Origin of the sequence: Fictibacillus nanhaiensis, assembly GCF_023715445.1 — a bacterium.
GTDB classification, from domain to species: domain Bacteria; phylum Bacillota; class Bacilli; order Bacillales; family Fictibacillaceae; genus Fictibacillus; species Fictibacillus nanhaiensis_D.
On the sequence record NZ_JAMBOD010000001.1, the window covers coordinates 937,170 to 956,587 of the forward strand.

General features: G+C 39.3%; 16 protein-coding genes. 1 reads left to right on the top strand and 15 read right to left on the bottom strand.

Annotated elements, in window-relative coordinates; all coding sequences use genetic code 11:
• Window positions 1–159: 159 nt before the first annotated feature.
• The 7 genes from pnpS to M3196_RS04900 form a co-directional block, all read right to left on the bottom strand.
• Window positions 160–1,893, bottom strand: a complete 1,734-nt coding sequence (gene pnpS, locus M3196_RS04870) for a two-component system histidine kinase PnpS (protein WP_251321097.1) — start codon at window positions 1,891–1,893, stop codon at window positions 160–162.
• A complete protein-coding gene (locus M3196_RS04875) occupies window positions 1,893–2,603 on the bottom strand; it encodes a response regulator transcription factor (protein WP_251321098.1) in 711 nt (236 codons plus the stop codon). The genes pnpS and M3196_RS04875 overlap by 1 nt, the downstream gene beginning before the upstream one ends.
• A 154-nt stretch (window positions 2,604–2,757) precedes the next feature.
• Window positions 2,758–3,234, bottom strand: a complete 477-nt coding sequence (locus M3196_RS04880) for a MaoC family dehydratase (RefSeq protein WP_251321099.1) — start codon at window positions 3,232–3,234, stop codon at window positions 2,758–2,760.
• A gap of 80 nt (window positions 3,235–3,314) precedes the next feature.
• Window positions 3,315–4,253, bottom strand: a complete 939-nt coding sequence (mdh, locus tag M3196_RS04885; protein ID WP_251321100.1) for a malate dehydrogenase — start codon at window positions 4,251–4,253, stop codon at window positions 3,315–3,317.
• Between the two features lie 80 nt (window positions 4,254–4,333).
• On the bottom strand, window positions 4,334–5,602 hold the full coding sequence (gene icd / locus M3196_RS04890; RefSeq protein WP_251321101.1) for an NADP-dependent isocitrate dehydrogenase: 1,269 nt from the start codon (window positions 5,600–5,602) through the stop codon (window positions 4,334–4,336).
• 114 nt (window positions 5,603–5,716) lie between these two features.
• The gene (gene citZ, locus M3196_RS04895; RefSeq protein ID WP_251321102.1) at window positions 5,717–6,832 is read right to left on the bottom strand and encodes a citrate synthase; all 1,116 of its coding nucleotides are present in this window, start codon (window positions 6,830–6,832) and stop codon (window positions 5,717–5,719) included.
• 207 nt (window positions 6,833–7,039) lie between these two features.
• Window positions 7,040–7,498 (bottom strand): DUF441 domain-containing protein, encoded by a 459-nt coding sequence (locus M3196_RS04900; protein WP_251321103.1) that lies wholly within the window; start codon window positions 7,496–7,498, stop codon window positions 7,040–7,042.
• 44 nt (window positions 7,499–7,542) lie between these two features.
• Between M3196_RS04900 and ytvI the strand changes: the two genes are divergently transcribed.
• Window positions 7,543–8,658: a sporulation integral membrane protein YtvI gene (gene ytvI, locus M3196_RS04905; protein WP_251321104.1), complete on the top strand. Its 1,116-nt coding sequence runs from the start codon at window positions 7,543–7,545 to the stop codon at window positions 8,656–8,658.
• A 65-nt stretch (window positions 8,659–8,723) separates the two neighbouring features.
• On the opposite strand, the gene M3196_RS04910 is transcribed toward ytvI, so the two are convergent.
• From M3196_RS04910 to dnaE, 8 genes are all read right to left on the bottom strand, one after another.
• The gene (locus tag M3196_RS04910; protein ID WP_251321728.1) at window positions 8,724–9,110 is read right to left on the bottom strand and encodes an FxsA family protein; all 387 of its coding nucleotides are present in this window, start codon (window positions 9,108–9,110) and stop codon (window positions 8,724–8,726) included.
• Between the two features lie 116 nt (window positions 9,111–9,226).
• Entirely contained in the window at window positions 9,227–10,981 is a 1,755-nt protein-coding gene (gene pyk / locus M3196_RS04915) for a pyruvate kinase (protein WP_251321729.1), read from the bottom strand.
• An 88-nt stretch (window positions 10,982–11,069) separates the two neighbouring features.
• A complete protein-coding gene (gene pfkA, locus M3196_RS04920; RefSeq protein WP_251321105.1) occupies window positions 11,070–12,029 on the bottom strand; it encodes a 6-phosphofructokinase in 960 nt (319 codons plus the stop codon).
• A 118-nt stretch (window positions 12,030–12,147) separates the two neighbouring features.
• The gene (gene accA / locus M3196_RS04925) at window positions 12,148–13,125 is read right to left on the bottom strand and encodes an acetyl-CoA carboxylase carboxyl transferase subunit alpha (protein ID WP_251321106.1); all 978 of its coding nucleotides are present in this window, start codon (window positions 13,123–13,125) and stop codon (window positions 12,148–12,150) included.
• Window positions 13,103–13,981, bottom strand: a complete 879-nt coding sequence (accD, locus tag M3196_RS04930; protein WP_251321107.1) for an acetyl-CoA carboxylase, carboxyltransferase subunit beta — start codon at window positions 13,979–13,981, stop codon at window positions 13,103–13,105. The genes accA and accD overlap by 23 nt, the downstream gene beginning before the upstream one ends.
• A gap of 16 nt (window positions 13,982–13,997) precedes the next feature.
• Window positions 13,998–14,648, bottom strand: a complete 651-nt coding sequence (locus M3196_RS04935) for a FadR/GntR family transcriptional regulator (protein WP_251321108.1) — start codon at window positions 14,646–14,648, stop codon at window positions 13,998–14,000.
• Window positions 14,649–14,668: 20 nt separating this feature from the next.
• Window positions 14,669–15,910: an NAD(P)-dependent malic enzyme gene (locus M3196_RS04940; protein WP_251321109.1), complete on the bottom strand. Its 1,242-nt coding sequence runs from the start codon at window positions 15,908–15,910 to the stop codon at window positions 14,669–14,671.
• A gap of 113 nt (window positions 15,911–16,023) precedes the next feature.
• A complete protein-coding gene (gene dnaE / locus M3196_RS04945) occupies window positions 16,024–19,401 on the bottom strand; it encodes a DNA polymerase III subunit alpha (RefSeq protein WP_251321110.1) in 3,378 nt (1,125 codons plus the stop codon).
• Between the last annotated feature and the right edge of the window lie 17 nt (window positions 19,402–19,418).

The window sequence follows — 19,418 nt, forward strand, 5'->3', positions numbered from 1 at the left end:
CAGAAGAGATTCAATCATTTAACAAGTTATATTTAAAGTGCAAAAAAAAGGCGAGAATCCAAGAAGGACTCTCGCTAAGGGGGTACTGAAAAAGGATACTTTTATAGTACGGCATCTCTATTAACTATTGAAAACAGAGGTGTAAAGGAATTGTAAATCTTATATCTCTATTTTTTTAGGAAACAGGATAATGAATTCAGATCCTTCACCAAGTTTACTTTGTACATTTATCGTACCGTGATGTGCTTCTACTAAGTGTTTAACAATTGCAAGCCCGAGCCCAGTACCGCCTGAGTTTCTGCTTCTTGCTTTATCAACTCGGTAAAAGCGCTCGAATATGCGGGGAATTTCACTTTCTTTAATACCGATCCCTGTATCTTTTATAGTCAGCTTCACGTGTTCATTCTTCTCTTCTACATTTACTTTTACAGAACCATTTGCTGGTGTATAAGTTAGACTATTCGAAACAAGGTTGATTATTATTTGCTTCAAACGGGGAGGGTCCCCATCCATCATCGGAGATCCGGCAACAGTTAATGAAAGGTCAATGTTTTTCTTTTCTGCCTTTGGAAGCAATATCTCTACCGTTTCTTGAACTAAAGATTTAAGATTAACTGGTTGTATGTCCAGATGAAACCCTTGCTCACTTTTTGAAAGATCAAGGAGATCTTGAATTAAATCTTGCAAACGGTCACTTTCATTAAGAATGATAGTCAGAAACTTATTACGGAATTCTTCGTTTTCTCCTGCCCCATCTAAAAGGGTTTCAGCAAAACCTTTTAAAGAAGTGATCGGCGTCTTCAGTTCATGAGAAACGTTTGCTACAAAATCTTTTCTCACCTGTTCCAGTTTCTTTAATTCTGTTATGTCATGGAATACTAGGACAATCCCTCTAAGTTTTCCTTTAACATCGAGTACAGGAGCACTGTATACATCAAAATGCTTTCTTTCAATGTGTATCGGAATGACTACATTCTTTCTGACATTTTTTTCTGTAAGATATGTTTCTTTTACGATATCTTTGATTTCAGCGTGGGGAAATACTTCATAGAACAAGTGACCAGTCCAGAAGTCTGCATGTTCTTTAAATAACTCTTTAAACGCTTTATTCACTAAGTTAATATATCCGTTGGAATCTATTAAAATCAATCCGCTCCCCATGTTTTCAATCAACGTGATTAATCTGTCATGCTGAGACTCTTGTGATTTCGTCATTTTTTCAAGATTACGCGCCAGCACATTCAGTGAATAATTTAGCTCCCCAATATCTTCTCCATAATATTCGTAGGTTCTGGCTTTAAAATTTCCTTTAGCCAGTTCTTTAGCTGTTTGAGTAGCTTCCTCTACAGGACGTACAATTTTATGTATAACCTTTATTGAGACATATAAAATAATGATAAAACAGACTAGAAATCCAATGGACATCATAATCCAGATTGTTCTCTCATCTGCTTCTGCAGCACCTTCTGGAACGGCTAACTGTATATAGCCCGGATTATCTTTTTGCAACCTTTCAAGCGTATAATATATAATTCCATCTTCATTTTTTTGGACAAGCTCCTGGTCAGAAGATTGATTTTTCGGATAAAAAGCTGACATATTTCGAGGACTGTTTCCATCTGATGTGTATTTAACGTTCCAGTCAGAATCAAGAACATAAATTTCACCTTTTAAATCATCGGAAGCATATCTTAATAACTTTTTTATCGTTGAAGGCTGGTCTTCTGTACTTAATACTTGTTCGAGCAAACCAAGTTCTCCAGCGTAAAACTGCATTCTTTTTTCTTTAACACTGTGATGAACGATATTGCTCATAATTAATGCAAGAAGGATAAAAACAAGTAAAATCCCGAGTAAAAAAAGCGTAAGTACCCGGTTTTTAAATTCGTTCATTATTGAGGCTCCTCTAATTTGTAACCTAACCCTCTAATTGTTTTAATATATATCGGTTTCCTTGTATTCGCTTCGATTTTTTCCCGGAGATGGCTGATATGAACATCTACAATCCTCGTATCTCCTACAAAATCATAGTTCCAGACCGCTGATAATAACTGCTCTCTTGATAGGACACGGCCCTTATGCCTTGCAAGGTAAACGAGCAATTCAAATTCTTTCGGTGTTAATTCCAATGCTTTTTCCTTAAAGTAGGCTTCATAATTCTCAGGATAAATATCCACTTCACCAATTCGCAAATGCTCAACTTCTTCTTTTTGTTTTTCAAATTCCGTGCCAGCTGCAGCAGTTCTGCGCAGAATTGCTTTTACTCTGGCAACTACTTCTCTTGGGCTGAAAGGTTTCGTCATATAATCATCCGCACCTAATTCAAGACCCAGCACTTTATCGAATTCATCATCTTTAGCCGTAAGCATGAGAATTGGAATATTCAGCTTCTTTAAACGAAGCTCTTTGCAGACTTCCAAACCATCCATTTCTGGAAGCATTAGATCTAATATGATCAGGTCAGGAACTACACTTTCTGCTTTTTTTAATCCGCTTTTGCCGTCCATTGCCGTTACTACTTGAAATCCTGCTTGTTCTAGATTGAATTGCAACAATGTTGAGATTGAAATTTCGTCTTCTACAACGAGTAACTTTTGGCTCATTCAAATTCCCACCTTTATAGCGACTTGTACAGATTCATCATACTATTTTTTTATTAGTGTGTACAAAAAACGTTAAATTTTCACACTGGGTTAACAATTCCTTTACACAACATTTACATGTTACGAAAAAATAAACCCTTTCATAAGAAAGGGTTTAAAAGTTTTCCATTGTATGAGAAGTAATCGGCTTCGGAGGATATGGCGGACAAACTTGGAGTTCGGCGTGAAGCACATCCGTACCCTCTTCATTTTTTGCTATCACATTCATAGCAACTAGATGTCTATCCCGGTCTACTTCAGTAATTTCAAACAAGAATGTAAGTTTTGAATAATGATATACAGGTTTAAGAAAATTAAATTGAGATTTGGTAATAGAGCTCCCTGGGCCGGGAAGATATTTTGAAATTGCGGAAGTTACCATACCCATCAGCATAATTTGCGGTACAATTGGTTTTTTAAAAGGTGTAAGTGTTGCATAATCATGCTGGATAAAAAGAGGATTATTATCATTAGTTAAGCCAAGATACAGCAACAGATCTTTATCCTCAATCGTTTCTTGCATTTCCAGCTTCTCGCCAGCTTGGATTTCATGAATTTTCCGTCCAAGTTTTCTCTTTTTTCCAATCAGCATCTTATTTCCCCCTTTTATGATAACGCTTTCATTCTATATAGGAGAAAAGATTCGGGAAAGCTCCCGAATCTTCCTTTTACTTATGCTAGAACTTTCATAACAGACTTTACAGATTCTGCAGATTGATCAAGAGCAGATTTTTCTTCAGCGGTTAGTTCTAATTCAATGATTTCTTCCAGACCGTTTCCACCAAGAATGGTCGGAACCCCAAGACAGATACCTTCATATCCATACTCACCTTCAAGATATGCGATAGAAGGAAGTACTCGGCGCTGATCTTTCACGATCGCTTCTACCATCTCAACTAAAGAAGCAGCTGGTGCATAGTAAGCTGAACCGTTGCCTAATAAGTTAACAATTTCCCCGCCGCCTTTACGCGTACGTTCTACAATTGCATCCAGACGATCTTTTGAGATTAGTTTTTCTAATGGAATTCCCCCTGCATAGGAGTAACGTACCAACGGAACCATATCATCACCGTGTCCGCCAAGAACGAAACCCGTCACGTCTTTTACAGAAAGATTTAGTTCCATTGCAACGAATGTACGGAAACGAGCTGTATCCAGAATACCAGATTGTCCGATTACACGGTTTTTAGGGAGACCTGATTCTTTTAATACAGTGTAAGTCATAGCATCTACCGGGTTGGTCAATACGATAATCGTACATTCAGGAGAATGCTTAACGATTTCCTTCGTAACACTCTTCATGATGCCTGCGTTTGTATTCACAAGATCATCACGGCTCATGCCAGGCTTACGGGCAATACCGGCAGTAATGACTACTACATCAGATCCAGCAGTATCTGCATAATCGCTTGTACCTGTGATTGTTGCATCAAACCCTTGCACGGGACTTGCTTCCATCATATCAAGAGCCTTACCTTTTGTAGGATTTTCCATTTGAGGAATATCAACTAGCACGACATCCCCGATTTCTTTTTGTCCTAAAATAAATGCTGTTGTCGCTCCGGTAAATCCTCCACCAATAACTGAAATCTTTTTACGTTTGTTTGCCATGTTATTCCCTCCAGGAACATTATAAAAAACGTTTTCATTTCACGTCTTAGAGAAGACCCCTTTGGAAAGGGGCCGAAAGCTTACATATTCTTGATAAGTTCGTCTGCAAACTCTGAACATTTAACTTCTGTTGCACCGTCCATTAAACGAGCAAAGTCATATGTTACTACTTTACTTGCAATTGTATTTTCCATAGATGAAAGAACAAGCTTAGCTGCTTCTCCCCAGCCTAAGTGTTCAAGCATCAAAACACCTGAAAGTATTACAGATGATGGATTTACTTTATCAAGACCTGCATATTTTGGTGCAGTGCCATGAGTTGCTTCGAAAATAGCATGTCCAGTTTCATAGTTGATGTTTGCTCCAGGAGCAATACCGATTCCGCCAACTTGAGCAGCCAATGCATCAGAAATGTAGTCACCGTTCAGGTTCATTGTTGCTACTACATCAAACTCGGCTGGACGAGTCAGAATTTGCTGCAAGAAGATATCGGCGATCGAATCCTTCACGATGATTTTACCAGCAGCCTCAGCATCAGCTTGTGCTTTGTTAGCCGCATCTTTGCCACTCTCTTCAGCAATACGGTCGTATTGAGCCCAAGTGAATACTTTATCTCCGAATTCAGCTTCTGCCAGCTCATAACCCCAGTTCTTGAAAGCTCCCTCAGTGTATTTCATGATGTTTCCTTTATGAACCAATGTTACGCTCTTACGGCCTTCATTGATCGCATATTGAATGGCAGCACGCACTAAGCGCTGAGTACCCTCGGAAGAAACAGGCTTAATTCCGATACCAGAAGTTTCAGGGAAACGGATCTTGTTTACTCCCATCTCATCCTTCAAGAATTGAATCAATTTCTTCACTTCATCAGATCCGCTTGCATATTCGATACCTGCGTAAATATCTTCTGTGTTTTCACGGAAGATAACCATGTTTGTATCCTCAGGACGCTTAACAGGTGAAGGAACACCTTTAAAGTATTGAACAGGACGCAGGCATGTAAACAAGTCAAGCTCTTGTCTTAATGCTACGTTTAATGAACGGATTCCTCCACCAACTGGAGTTGTAAGAGGTCCTTTGATCGCAATTATGTAATCGCGAATAACATCTAATGTTTCTGCAGGCAGCCACTCACCTGTTTGGTTGAAAGCTTTTTCACCTGCAAGTACTTCTTTCCATACAATCTTTTTCTCCCCATTGTATGCTTTTTCTACAGCAGCTTCTAAAACTCGGGAAGCAGCAGCCCAAATATCTGGTCCAGTTCCGTCACCTTCGATGAAAGGGATGATCGGCTGGTTTGGTACATTCAACACTCCGTTGTCAACTGTAATACGTTCTCCGTTAGACATTCTAAATTCCTCCTATTTCTGCAATTACATCTACCATACTAGTCTACTAAAAAACATAGGGAAAAGAGAAGAAGAATCCCTTCTCTTTTTAAAATTGTGATATTTTTTTAAAGATTATCTTTGTTCTAAAGTAATATATTGCTGTTTATCAGGACCTATATACTCTGCACGCGGACGGATCAGACGGTTGTTATCGTACTGTTCCAGAATGTGAGCGATCCAGCCGGAAACACGGCTGATAGCAAAGATTGGTGTAAATAGATCATGGTCGATTCCCAAGCTATGATAAACACTAGCAGAATAGAAATCCACGTTAGGAAGCAATCCTTTTTTCTGCTTTAACGTATCTTCAATCTTCACGCTCATTGTGTACCACTTTTCTTCGCCTGTAATCGAAGTAAGCTGCTTGGACATCTCACGCAAATGTTTCGCGCGCGGATCGCCATTTTTGTATACACGGTGGCCGAAGCCCATAATTTTTTGCTTGTTTTCAATCGCATTATCCAAGTATGATTCAACGTTTGCTTCCTCTCCGATTTCAGAAAGCATCTTCATAACTTGCTCATTTGCTCCACCGTGAAGAGGTCCTTTAAGAGCCCCAATGGCTGCTGTAATTCCTGAATAAATATCAGAAAGTGTCGCAACACATACACGCGCAGTAAATGTAGAAGCGTTCAGTTCATGGTCTGCATGCAATACAAGTGCTTTATTAAAAGCAGTTTCAGAAATTTCATCAGGCTCCTTGCCTGTCAGCATATATAAGAAATTAGCAGCATAGCTTAGATCTTTTTTAGGAGATATAGGATCTTTTCCTTCTCTAATACGTGCAAATGCCGTCACTAGCGAAGACATCTGTGCCTGAAGACGGATGGCTTTTTTGTAGTTTCCTTCCACAGACATATCCTCTGCATCCTTATCATACATCGCTAATGTAGATACGATTGTACGCAGAACTGTCATTGGATGTGCATTTTTCAAAGGAAGCGATTTCATTTGTTCCAACAATTCTGCAGGAAGTTCGCTCGCTTCTGCAAGCTCCGTTTTAAACTGATCTAATTCAGATTGGTTAGGCAGTTTACCATTCCAAAGCAAGTATACAACTTCCTCAAAAGTCGCATATTCAGCTAAGTCATCAATGCTGTATCCTCTATAGGTTAATACATCGTCAATGATAGAGCTGACAGAAGATGTTGTTGCAACAATTCCTTCTAATCCTCTTGTAGCTGTCATGGCTATCTCTCCTTTTTTTCTGTTATTCTCTCTTCTCCTTTAATTGTTTCATTTTTTAAAAAATAGAAAGAGCTTACATTTTTCTCCTAAAAAAAGAGGCAAGAAAAATGAAAGACTATTTAAAGGAAATGGGACATACACATCAATTATAAACAATAATCTGATTTTTGTGAACGGATATCGCTTAATTCATGCGTTTTATGGTTGTTACGCTGAAAATAAGCCTACTATTTTCATCGCTAAATAGGCAATTCCTGCACCGATTAATGGACCTACCGCAACTCCTTTAAATAAGGCGACGGCAAGAATTGTTCCAAACACTAATGCTGCAGTAATATGCGGATCGTCTTGAAGTAAATGCAGTCCCCTGCTGGCAATAACGGCAACGAAAATTCCGGATAATAGGGCGATCCACGCATAGGTAGACCGCAGTGATTCCAGCAGCTGTTTAAAACCGATCTCACCAGTAGCAATAGGTATTAACACTGCTATAGTGATTATCGTAACTCCCCAGTTTATGCCTTTTTGCTGTAAGACAGAAAACCATTTTCCACCCAAACCTGTAAATTTCAGCACTAATAAAAATACTACTGCAATCATGAGGGACTGGTTCTTAGCAGCAACCCCAATGATTAATAAACCAACTAAAAAAATTAAAGGCTCCATAAAAATTTCCTCTCTACATTTTCTAAGAAAGCAGGTGTTGAACCTTGCAGCCAGAACTGACTCAGCGGATTATACGTTTGAGCTATATTATTTTTATTGCTGCCGCTCTTATTCTCACCGGGTATTATGTTTCAGGTATTCTTTATCCTTTTATTGCAGGCGCAGTTATTGCACTTATCATAAATCCATTAGTAGGTATTTTAGAGCAGCGTTTTAAGATGAACAGAGCACTAGCCGTTATTATCTCTATATTTGCTCTTTTAGGATTCCTAATATTAATCCTGACTTTGCTTATTCAGGAAATGATGACTGGATTTGCTTATATTGCGCATGAACTGCCCTCTTATATTCAAGAGCTCGTCTTTTATTTTGAGCACTATTTTAAAACCAACATTCTGCCACTTTATCACGACTTACTTTCTATTTACAGCAAATTAGGAACCGATCAGCAAGAAACTGTAATGGATAATATCGAAAAAATTGGTACAGGCATCACTACGAATGTAACAGGCATTACCCAAGCTATTATTAATAGTGTGTCATTAATGATTGTCAGTTTGCCAACCTTTTTAACTGTTTTTATATTTTCATTGCTTGCGGCGTTTTTTATCAGCAAGGACTGGTACAGATTAACGGGATTTTTAACAGCTATATTTCCTGAGAAACTTACTTACACGGTAAAAACAGTGTATATTGAGCTTCGGAAAGCCTTGTTTGGTTTTTTGAAAGCACAGCTGACTTTAATTTCTATTACAGCATGCATCGTATTAATCGGACTTCTTATCCTTAGAATTGATTACGCCGTAACCATTTCAGTTTTGATAGGCGCGATCGATCTGCTTCCTTACCTTGGGACAGGAGCTGTTTTTTTGCCATGGATCGCTTATTGTTTCTTAACCGGTAACTATACTCTGACAATCGGACTATCTATCCTATATGGGGTTGTCGTTATTCAGAGGCAGATTATGGAGCCGAAGTTATTGTCTCAAACGATTGGATTAGATCCTCTTGCGACTCTTGCTGCATTGTTTGCAGGGTTCCAGCTGTTTGGATTTGTCGGTTTAATTATCGGTCCTGTTTTTCTCGTTGTGATCAGGGCGTTATATGAAGCAAAGTTCTTCCATGAAATTTACCAATTTATAACGAAGCCAGTGAAATAAACTTAAAAAAGAACGTCTGCTATTTGCAGCGTTCTTTTTTTCTAGTCACTTTTTCCATTCTTTTTTTATGGTCTTCTTATAAAATAAAACTGACCAGATTTTATTTTATTATATAGTTTAGCTTTCAGCCAAATCTTAACCCCTTTTCTGATAGGCGGAAACAGCAAAGAAAATCCTGCTATATCTGTAAGAAAGCCGGGTGTTAACAGCAGTGCGCCTCCAACTAAAATACACGCTCCATCCAGAACGGCATCTCCCGGCATCTGACCGCTTTCAAGCTGAAGCTTTACCCTTTTTATCGTTTCTGTTCCTTCTCTTTTTGCCAGATACGCACCTATAATTCCTGTGAGAAAAATACATGCAATTGTAGCTGGAATACCGATATATCTTCCTGCAAAAATGAAAGTTCCTACTTCAATGGCAGGTACAAGAATAAATATGAGCAATAACACTCTGAACAAATTAACCACCGCTTTCACTCAACAAAGAATAAGAGGCGAAACTCTTTCCTCTATCCTATTTACGTATAAAAAAAGAGAAGGTTTCGTCCCCTTCTCTTTTTCATTTATTAGATTACATTTTTTCTTCCATCATAAATGTATCCAACTGATGCATCAATTGTAATTTCCTGTCCGTCTGTAAAGATGTCTGTTGCATTCTGAAGACCGACAATTACCGGTATGCTTAAAGATACACCGCAAACAGCAGCATGGCTCGTTAGACCGCCTTCTTCTGTTATTACAGCAGCAGCTTTTTCAAATGCAGGCATCATATCACGGTCTGTGCCAACCGTTACTAGGATGGCACCTTCTATCATCTTCTCCATAGCTTCTTGCGCTGTTTTAGCCACAATAACTCTACCTGAAGCAGATGATTGTCCAATGCCTTGAGCTTTAGCAAGTACATCACCAATGATATGAACTTTCATTAAGTTGGTTGAACCTGATTCACCAACTGGAACTCCTGCAGTAATAACAACTAGATTGCCATGGTGAACAGCATCTGCTTTTAGGGCAGAATCAATTGCCACTTGGAACATTTCATCAGTTGTCTTTGCTTTTTCACCCAAGACTGGTGTAACTCCCCAAACCAGTGCAAGCTTGCGGCAAACATCTTCATTGCTAGTAACAGCAATGATCGGTGCTTTCGGACGATACTTTGAAATCATACGAGCCGTTTGGCCTTTTTCAGTCGCCGTGATCACTGCATCTGCATCGAGGTTTAAAGCAGTAAAGGAAACAGACTGTGAAATTGCATCTGTAATGGTCGTCTTACTTTCCTTGCTCTTTGATGATAAAAGATTTTTATAATTAAGGGAGCTCTCAGCACGGCTTGCAATTTTATGCATAGTTAAAACTGCTTCTACAGGATAGTTACCTGCAGCTGTTTCACCAGATAGCATGATTGCGTCAGTTCCGTCGAAGATTGCGTTGGCAACGTCACTCGCTTCCGCACGTGTAGGACGTGGATTGCGCTGCATGGAATCTAACATTTGTGTTGCTGTAATAACTGGTTTCCCAAGCTCGTTGCATTTCTTAATCAACATTTTTTGAACAAGAGGTACTTCTTCAGCTGGGATTTCCACACCCAAGTCACCGCGAGCTACCATTAAGCCGTCAGATACAGCAAGGATTTCATCGATGTTATCGACACCTTCCTGGTTCTCAATCTTAGGGATGATTTGAATATGGTTTGCCTGGTTTCGGTCCAAAATTTCACGGATTTCAAGCACATCTGTCGCACGGCGTACAAAAGATGCTGCGATAAAATCAACACCTTGCTGAATTCCAAACTCGATATCTTTTGCATCTTTATCTGTGATTCCCGGAAGCTTCACACTTACGTTTGGTACGTTAACACCTTTTTTGTTCTTTAACGTTCCTGAATTTAAAATTTTAGTAATTAATTCGTTGCTTTTGATTTCAACAACCTCTAGTTCAATGAGACCGTCATCAAGCAGGATTTTTGAACCTACTTCCACATCCTCAACAAGTCCGGGATATGTAACTGAAATCTTTTTATCGTTACCAACTACTTCTTCCATGGAAATGATCAATTCATTTCCTGCTACAAGTTCAGCTACGCCGCCTTCAAGGGTTTGAGTACGGATTTCAGGACCTTTTGTATCCAAGAGAATAGCAACCGTTCTTCCGAGTTCTTTAGAAGCTTCTCGTATATTTTTGATTCGCTGTCCATGCTCATCAAAATCACCGTGTGAGAAATTTAGACGGGAAACGTTCATCCCGGCATTCATCAATTCTTTTAATTTATCAATGCTTTCGCTTGCAGGACCTATTGTACAAACGATTTTTGTTTTGCGCATCATGTAAATGGCCTCCTGATTTTCATATTCGCAAGAAGGCATCGTACGGACTGAAGCAAGACTGCAGCCATACGATGCATTAAGCGGTTTATATGGATAATTCCTGAGATAATCTGTACATATCTTTATCTATCGAATGTTTTCTAGATAAAACCTCTGTAATGTCATAATCCACAAGTTTGTTATTTTCAATACCTACAGTTCGTCCAGCTTTTCCTTGTAAAAGCAGCTCAACGGCTTGAGCCCCTAAACGGCTCGCTAAGACACGGTCAAATGCAGTTGGGGAACCTCCGCGCTGGATATGTCCCAGAACGGTAACTCTAGTTTCAAATCCTGTAAGAGATTCGATTTCCTTGGCAACATCTACACCACTTCCACAGCCTTCAGCAACGATAATAATACTATGCTTCTTACCGCGTTCGTGTCCTCTTTGAAGCTTTTGAACAACTTGTTCCATTTTATGTTCTGCTTCTGGAATGAGAATGGTCTCAGCTCCATCAGCCAGTCCTGCCCAAAGAGCAAGGTCTCCTGCATCGCGTCCCATCACTTCAATGATATAAGTGCGTTCATGAGAAGTAGCCGTATCGCGGATCTTATCAATCGCATCGATAATTGTATTCAATGCTGTGTCAAAACCAATTGTGAAATCAGTTCCAGGAATGTCATTATCGATCGTTCCAGGTACCCCGATTGTAGGGTATCCTTGTTCAGATAATTTCTTTGCGCCTTGGAAGGATCCGTCTCCACCAATTACAACTAATCCTTCAATTCCAAATCTCTTTAACTGCTCAATACCTTTTTGCTGGCCTTCCGGGGTTTTAAACTCCAGGCAGCGGGCAGAATGAAGCATTGTTCCGCCTCGATGAATAATATCTCCAACAGAACCTAGCTCCAGTTTCTTTATATTCCCTGAGATCAGTCCTGCATAACCATTGTATATCCCATAAACTTCTAATTCGTGGTAGATCCCTTTTCGAACAACTGCACGAATCGCAGCATTCATACCAGGAGAGTCGCCTCCACTTGTTAGAACTCCTATCCGTTTCATGAAACATTTCACCTCTCTAGTTCTCTCGTCTTATTAAAATATCATGTTCAAATGTTGAACACAATAGACAACAATAGGCAAAAAAATGCGCCTTTCCTATGGCGGAAAGGCACATTCCCTATTTAACAACAATGGAATCGTTTACAAACCCAAATTGTCCGATTTTTTTATATTTTTCATAACGCTGATTAATGAGCTCTTCTTGAGACATTGACAGTAAAGCATCTAAAGAAGTTTCTAAAACTTCATCCATAAGTTCAGCTTGGCGTTTTGCATCTTTATGCGCTCCACCTTTTACTTCTTCAATAATCTCATCTATAATTCCTAGTTCCTTCAAATCAGGTGCTGTAATTCTCATAGATTCTGCAGCCTTTTTAGCAAGAGATGCATCTTTCCAGAGAATAGCAGCTGCACCTTCTGGAGAAATAACCGAATAAGTGGAATTCTCCAGCATGTGTACATAATTACCTACACCCAATGCTAGAGCGCCGCCGCTTCCGCCTTCTCCTATTACAACACAAATAACAGGAACGGTTAATCCTGCCATCTCTACCAGATTGCGGGCAATCGCTTCGCTTTGCCCTCTTTCTTCTGCAGCTTTTCCTGGGAATGCTCCCTTTGTATCAATAAAACAAATGATAGGTCTATTAAACTTCTCAGCTTGCTTCATTAATCGTAAAGCTTTTCTGTATCCTTCTGGATGAGGCATACCAAAGTTACGGCGCAGGTTTTCCTTCGTATCTTTCCCTCTTTGGTGGCCGATAACGGTAACTGGAAGGTCTTTATAAAAAGCGACTCCTCCTACGATCGCTTCATCATCGCCAAAAAGACGGTCTCCGTGCAATTCAATGAAATCCGTAAACAGGTAGTTTATATAATCAAGGGTTGTAGGACGTTCAGCATGTCTGGCGATTTGAACACGATCCCATGGTTTCATTTCAGAATACGTGCTGTTTTCCAATCTTGAAAGCTTCTCTTCAAGTCTTTTAATTTCATCTGTAAGATCAATATCTTTCTCATCCATAAAAGACTTTAATTCCGCTATTTTTTTCTCGAGCTCGTGAATCGGCTTTTCAAATTCGAGTTCTGCCGCCATGCTTAAGCCTCCCTTCTGTATGGATCTTTAATAATGTACCGAGCGTTTTCTTCATGTCGCTGCGGTGAATTACACCGTCTAGCTGACCATGTTTCAATAAGAATTCTGCTGTCTGAAAATCTTCAGGAAGCTCCTGGCGGATTGTTTGTTCGATTATTCTTCTTCCTGCAAAACCGATCAGTGCTCTTGGTTCAGCAAAATTATAATCACCTACTGAAGCAAAGCTAGCCGAAACTCCGCCAGTAGTAGGATGTGTCATAACTGAAATGAACAATAACCCTTTATCACTCAGCCTTTTTAGAGCCACGCTCGTCTTGGCCATCTGCATAAGACTAAGAACACCTTCTTGCATCCGTGCACCGCCTGATGCAGTAAAAATGATGAAAGGTGTTTGATTCTCGATAGCTTTCTCAATAGCACGGGTAATTTTTTCTCCTACCACCGATCCCATGCTTCCCATTCGAAAACGAGAATCCATTACTGCAAGTGTGACATCCATACCGTTAATTTGGCCTTTACCGGTCACTACAGCTTCGTTTATTTTTGTTTTCTTACGGTCACTCTCAAGTTTTTCCAAATAATCAGGAAATTCCAATGGATTTTCTGAGATCATATTTGCGTCGTATTCAGAAAAGGTACCCTCATCGATCAAACTCGCAATTCTTTCTTGCGAAGACATTGAATAATGATACTGACAGCCTTGGCAAACAAGCAGATTTTTTCTTAGCTCTTTCGTTACCATAATGTGTTTGCATTCAGGGCATTTTGTCATAATTCCTTCAGGTACATCCTGCTTTACTTTACCAGTAGGTATTGTGGCATATTTTTTCTTTTTTACGAACAATCCTTTAATCATGAATGAATAACACCACCTATTCGATTGCGTTTAGGGCATCGTTTTGTTTTGATAACAAATCCGTTAGCTTCTGTGCATCTTTATCTTTTAGAAGTGTTAAAACTTCTATGCACATTTCTGGAGACCAATTCGAGTCTTTCCGTTGTAACGATGACCCATAACCCGTTAATTCTACATATAAACGATAAAGAAGATGATTGCCGCACGACTGAATGACATTTTTTTCGAATCTTCTACAGATTTCATTTACTTTTTCTTTAGAGCTTTGCTCAAATTGCTGTATTAACTTTTTCAAGTGGTTTAACTCTAAGGGGGTGACTCTCATTACTATAAGCTCTACACAGTCTTTAATCACGATGTAACGTGTTTCTTGCAAATCCTGCCGGGCTTTTTCATCATTAAGGATAAAAGAAGCGAGCACTTCTACCAGCCTGTGACCTGTTGCCTCGCGTATGAAAGTACCCTCTCCCCGTCTCGTTTCAATTAAACCAAGCAATTCAAGAGCTCTTAACGCCTCCCGCACAGATGACCTTCCAGCATTTAAGCGGTCACTGAGTTCCCGCTCTGATGGAAGTTTGTCACCTGCCTGAAGGCGATCTTCTACAATTATTGCTTTTATTTTTTTTAAAATTTCAACATATACTTTTTCGGTAGGCTGGACAGACATTCCTCTCTCCTTTACCGGTTTCATTCATCTTTTCCGATGATGGCAAGTCTCTTTGTCTTTTCAGCGATGTCTGCTGGATTCATACGGATTCTAGCTACTCCAGTTTCCATAGCGGCAGTGGCTACAGCCGCAGCAACCGCTGGAGCCACTCTTGGATCAAACGGCGCAGGAATAACATATTCTGCACTTAATTCCATTGGATTTACTAGACTTGCAATCGCATGAACAGCTGCAATCTTCATTTCTTCGTTAATATGTGTTGCTCTTACATCTAATGCTCCACGGAAAATTCCCGGGAAAGCCAATACGTTATTTACTTGGTTAGGAAAATCTGAACGCCCTGTACCAATGACCATTGCTCCTGCTTCACGTGCTTCATGAGGCATGATCTCAGGGTTAGGGTTAGCCATAGCAAAAATGATAGGCTCTGAATTCATAGATTCGACCATCGCTTTTGTTAGAGCTCCTTCTACAGAAACACCAACAAAAACATCAGTACCACTGATAACATCAGCAAGAGTACCCTCTTGTTTTGTGCGGTTTGTAAAAGAGGCTACTTCTGTTTTTACCGAATTCATGCCAAATGGACGGCCTTCATATATAGCACCTTTCGTGTCACACATGATGATATCTTTTACCCCGAAGCGGTCTAACAATTTAATAATTGCAATACCGGCAGCACCCGCACCATTTACGACAACTTTAATCTTAGACATTTCACGTCCAGTTAACTTCAAAGCATTCACAAGTCCAGCCAGGGTCACAATAGCTGTTCCATGCTGATCGTCATGAAAGATCGGAATGTTCGTTTCTTTTTTCAAACGTTCTTCAACTACGAAACAATTAGGTGCGGCGATATCTTCTAAGTTAACACCGCCAAATGTCGGTTCAAGAAGTTTAACTGTTTCAACAATCTTATCCACATCCGTAGTGTTTAAACAGATTGGAAAAGCGTCAACACCTGCGAAACTTTTAAACAATACAGCTTTACCTTCCATAACAGGAAGTGCTGCTTCTGGCCCAATATTACCTAGACCTAATACCGCTGTTCCATCGGAGACAACAGCTACAGTATTACCTTTCATCGTATAATCATAAACTTTCGATTTGTCATCATAAATATCCTTACATGGTTCTGCAACACCAGGAGAATAAGCAAGGCTTAGGTCCTTAGCATTTCGTACTGGCACCTTAGATTTTGATTCCAGTTTTCCTTGATGAGTTCTGTGCATGTGTAGTGCTTCTTCTCGTAAAGTAGACATCATTTCATCTCCTAATGTTTTTATATTTAAGATTGATGAGTCAAATTAGGAGGTGGTCAGACCACTGTTATTGACTCATTCATTATATCAAATGTAAACAAGCTGTAAAGTTATTAATTTCTTTTAAAAACGACATTCCCTTCACCTGTAATAGATTGAAGTTCCAAGAGCAAGTCTTCTGTTGCCTCTATTTTTTGGAAAATCTGTACTTTTTGTCTTGTTTCTTCATAAATCAATACAACAGGAACGGTTCCTTTGGATGAATCTAATATTGTCTTGATCGCATTCAAATGTTCAGGTGAACGGTGCTGTTTATCAATTTTGATAAATACAGCTGATTGGTCTTTTAATTTAAGTTCTTGTAATGGCTTTACTTTATTAATTAAAACCTGCAAAGCATCATTACGCTGTTCAACACTTCCTTCCAAGAACAATTGCTGCCCTTTTTGCAGAAGTCCATGATATTGCTCGTACACTTTTGGAAAAACTACAGCTTCTGTCTCACCTGTTTCATCACTTATCGAAAGAAAGGCCATAAGTTCTCCTTTTTTCGTTTTTATGACACGCACTTTATCTATTAAAACGCCAAGGCGTATAGACGAATCTTTCCCTTTTATTCCTGCTATGTTTGCTGCCGCCCAGCTTTTAAGCACAGAACGGAACCTTTCCAAAGGATGAGATGAAAAGAAAAATCCTAATGATTCTTTTTCAAATTTCAGTTTCTCGCTATCTTGAAACGGCTGGACACTTACGTAAGATGGCTTAGGAAGGTTAATATCGTCATCAAATAAATACATCTGATTTTTTCTTGATATCTCCTGAAACTCTTCACCATATTCTATAGCAGTTTCAAGTGAGGCTAACAAAACGGCTCTGTCTTCACCTAAATCATCTAAAGCACCTGCAAAGATCAGCGATTCAAGTGTTCGTTTGTTCACTGCTTTTTGCGGACACCGGGCACATATTTCAAATAAATCCTGAAACGGCTCTTTTTTGTTTTCTTCCATTAACGTCCTGATGGCATTCAGACCGACATTTTTTACTGCCAGCAGCCCAAAGCGTATTCCAGATTGTTCTGGTGTAAATATGGGAGTGCTTTTTTTAATTGATGGAGAAAAAATGTGAATTCCTTTTTGCTTAGACTCTTTAATATACTGGTTTACTTTATCATGATTGCCAATAACACTTGAAAGTAATGCAGCCATAAAATGAATAGGATAATTTGCTTTTAAAAAGGCGAGCTGATAGGCAATAACGCTATATGCTACAGCATGGCTTCTTGGAAACCCATAATCAGCAAACCGGACGATCAGATCATATAGAGCATCTGCAGACTTTTCATCATAGCCTTGTTTTAAGCAGCCTGCAACAAAATGTTCGCGTTCTCTCATCAAAATTTCCCGTTTTTTCTTTCCAACTGCTCTCCTTAACAAATCTGCCTCACCGAGTGTAAAGCCTGCTGCTTTTGTAGCGATCTGCATGATCTGTTCCTGATATACAATAACTCCGTAAGTACTTTTTAAGATGGGCTCAAGATCAGGGTGCATGTACTCAACCTTTTTTTGTCCGTTTTTTCCTGCGATATAATCAGGAATATTCTGCATCGGACCAGGTCTGTAAAGTGCATTAACAGCAACAATGTCTTCAAACTCAGTAGGCTTTAGCTGCTGCAGAACTTTTCTCATCCCATCTGACTCTAACTGGAAAACACCAGTTGTATCCCCTTGCGAAAGAAGCTGAAAAGTCTTTGGGTCAGTGAATGGAATCTCATTAAGTTCGATCCTGATATGTTCATTTTTTTCAATGGAAAGCAAAATATTTTCAATTAATGAAAGATTGCGCAGACCAAGAAAATCCATCTTCAAAAGACCAGCAGCTTCCAGCCATTCCATACTATATTGTGTAAGAGGAATTCCATCATGCCCTGATTGCAGGGGTACCGTATTAACAAGTGGAGCACCAGAAAGGACAACACCTGCTGCATGTGTAGAAGCATGCCTCGGAAGCCCTTCAAGCGTCATCGCAATTTCAATCAGCTTTTTAACACTTGGGTCTGAATTGAATGCCTGCTGCAAGCCAGGCGATTCTTTCAATGCATTTGTTAAAGAAATCCCTGGTCTTGAGGGAATGTTTTTTGCCGTTTGATCAATAAGCGAAGGAGAGAAATCCATTACTCTTCCCGCATCTCTTACAGCAGCTCTTGCAGCAAGTGTTCCAAATGTAATTATTTGAGCCACATTGTCTGTCCCATATTTTTTTGCTACATATCTTAAAACTTCATCGCGCCTATTATCTGGAAAATCTATATCAATATCCGGCATTGTAATACGTTCCGGATTAAGAAAACGTTCAAAAATAAGATTATGGCGAATAGGATCTACATTTGTAATCTCGAGCACATAAGCGACTAATGATCCCGCAGCAGACCCCCTTCCAGGTCCTGTAATCATTTTTACGTCATGTGCATATTTCATAAAGTCCCACACGATTAGAAAATAGTCTTCAAATTTCATGCTCTGTATAATTTCAAGTTCATATTGAAGACGTTTTTCAATTTTAGTAGTTATCGTCTGATATCTATTTTCAACCCCTGCATGGCATAGCTCCTTCAAGTATTCAAAACTATCTCTGCCATTAGGAACAGGATATTTTGGTAGAGCGATTTCTCCTAATTTAATCTCAAGACTGCACATGTCAGCAAGCCTTTTTGTTTCTGCTAATTCCTCAGAAGAAAACAAGTTTTCCATTTCACTTTGAGATTTAAAATAATACTCTCCAGTCGGCAGTTTATAACGGTCAGTATTATTCAGTTTCTCTCCTTGCTTAATGCATATTAGAATATCATGTGCATTTGCATCCTCTGCTTTCAGATAATACGTTTCATGTGCACAAAGGAGTGGAATATGAAACTCTCTGGAGAGGGATTGCAGTTGAAGATTAATCGTTTTATCCAGACCTGTCCCATGATCTTCGAGACCCAGAAAAAAACGGTCGGGAAACAATTGCAGATAATTCTGAAGCTTTTTTTTCAAAGATGCATTGTTCCTTGCTTCATTTGCAAGATGCTCCTGAATAACCCCTTCCGGACCTGAAGATAGTGCAACCAAACCTTTTGAGTGTTGTGATAATTCCTCATATGTAATGGGAGTGATATCACCATCCCGCTTCGTTTGCATCAAGGTTGAAAGCTTCAATAAATTCTTATAGCCCTCTATGTTTTGTGCATATAAAAGGATTTTACTCCATTGATTTCTTTGTGGATCACCTTGCAGATCCTGTTCAACAATATCTGCTTCCAGACCTAAAATTGGTTTTATTCCCGCTTTCTTGCAGGCTGTATAAAATTTCAGCGCACCGTACATATTGGCTTTATCTGTTAAGGCCAATGCTGAAAAACCAAATGCAGAAGCCTGTGCTACAAGTGCATCTATACGACAAGAGCTTTCGAGAAGAGAATACTCGCTATGTATATGCAGAGGAACAAATCCCATATCTTCACTTCCTTTTT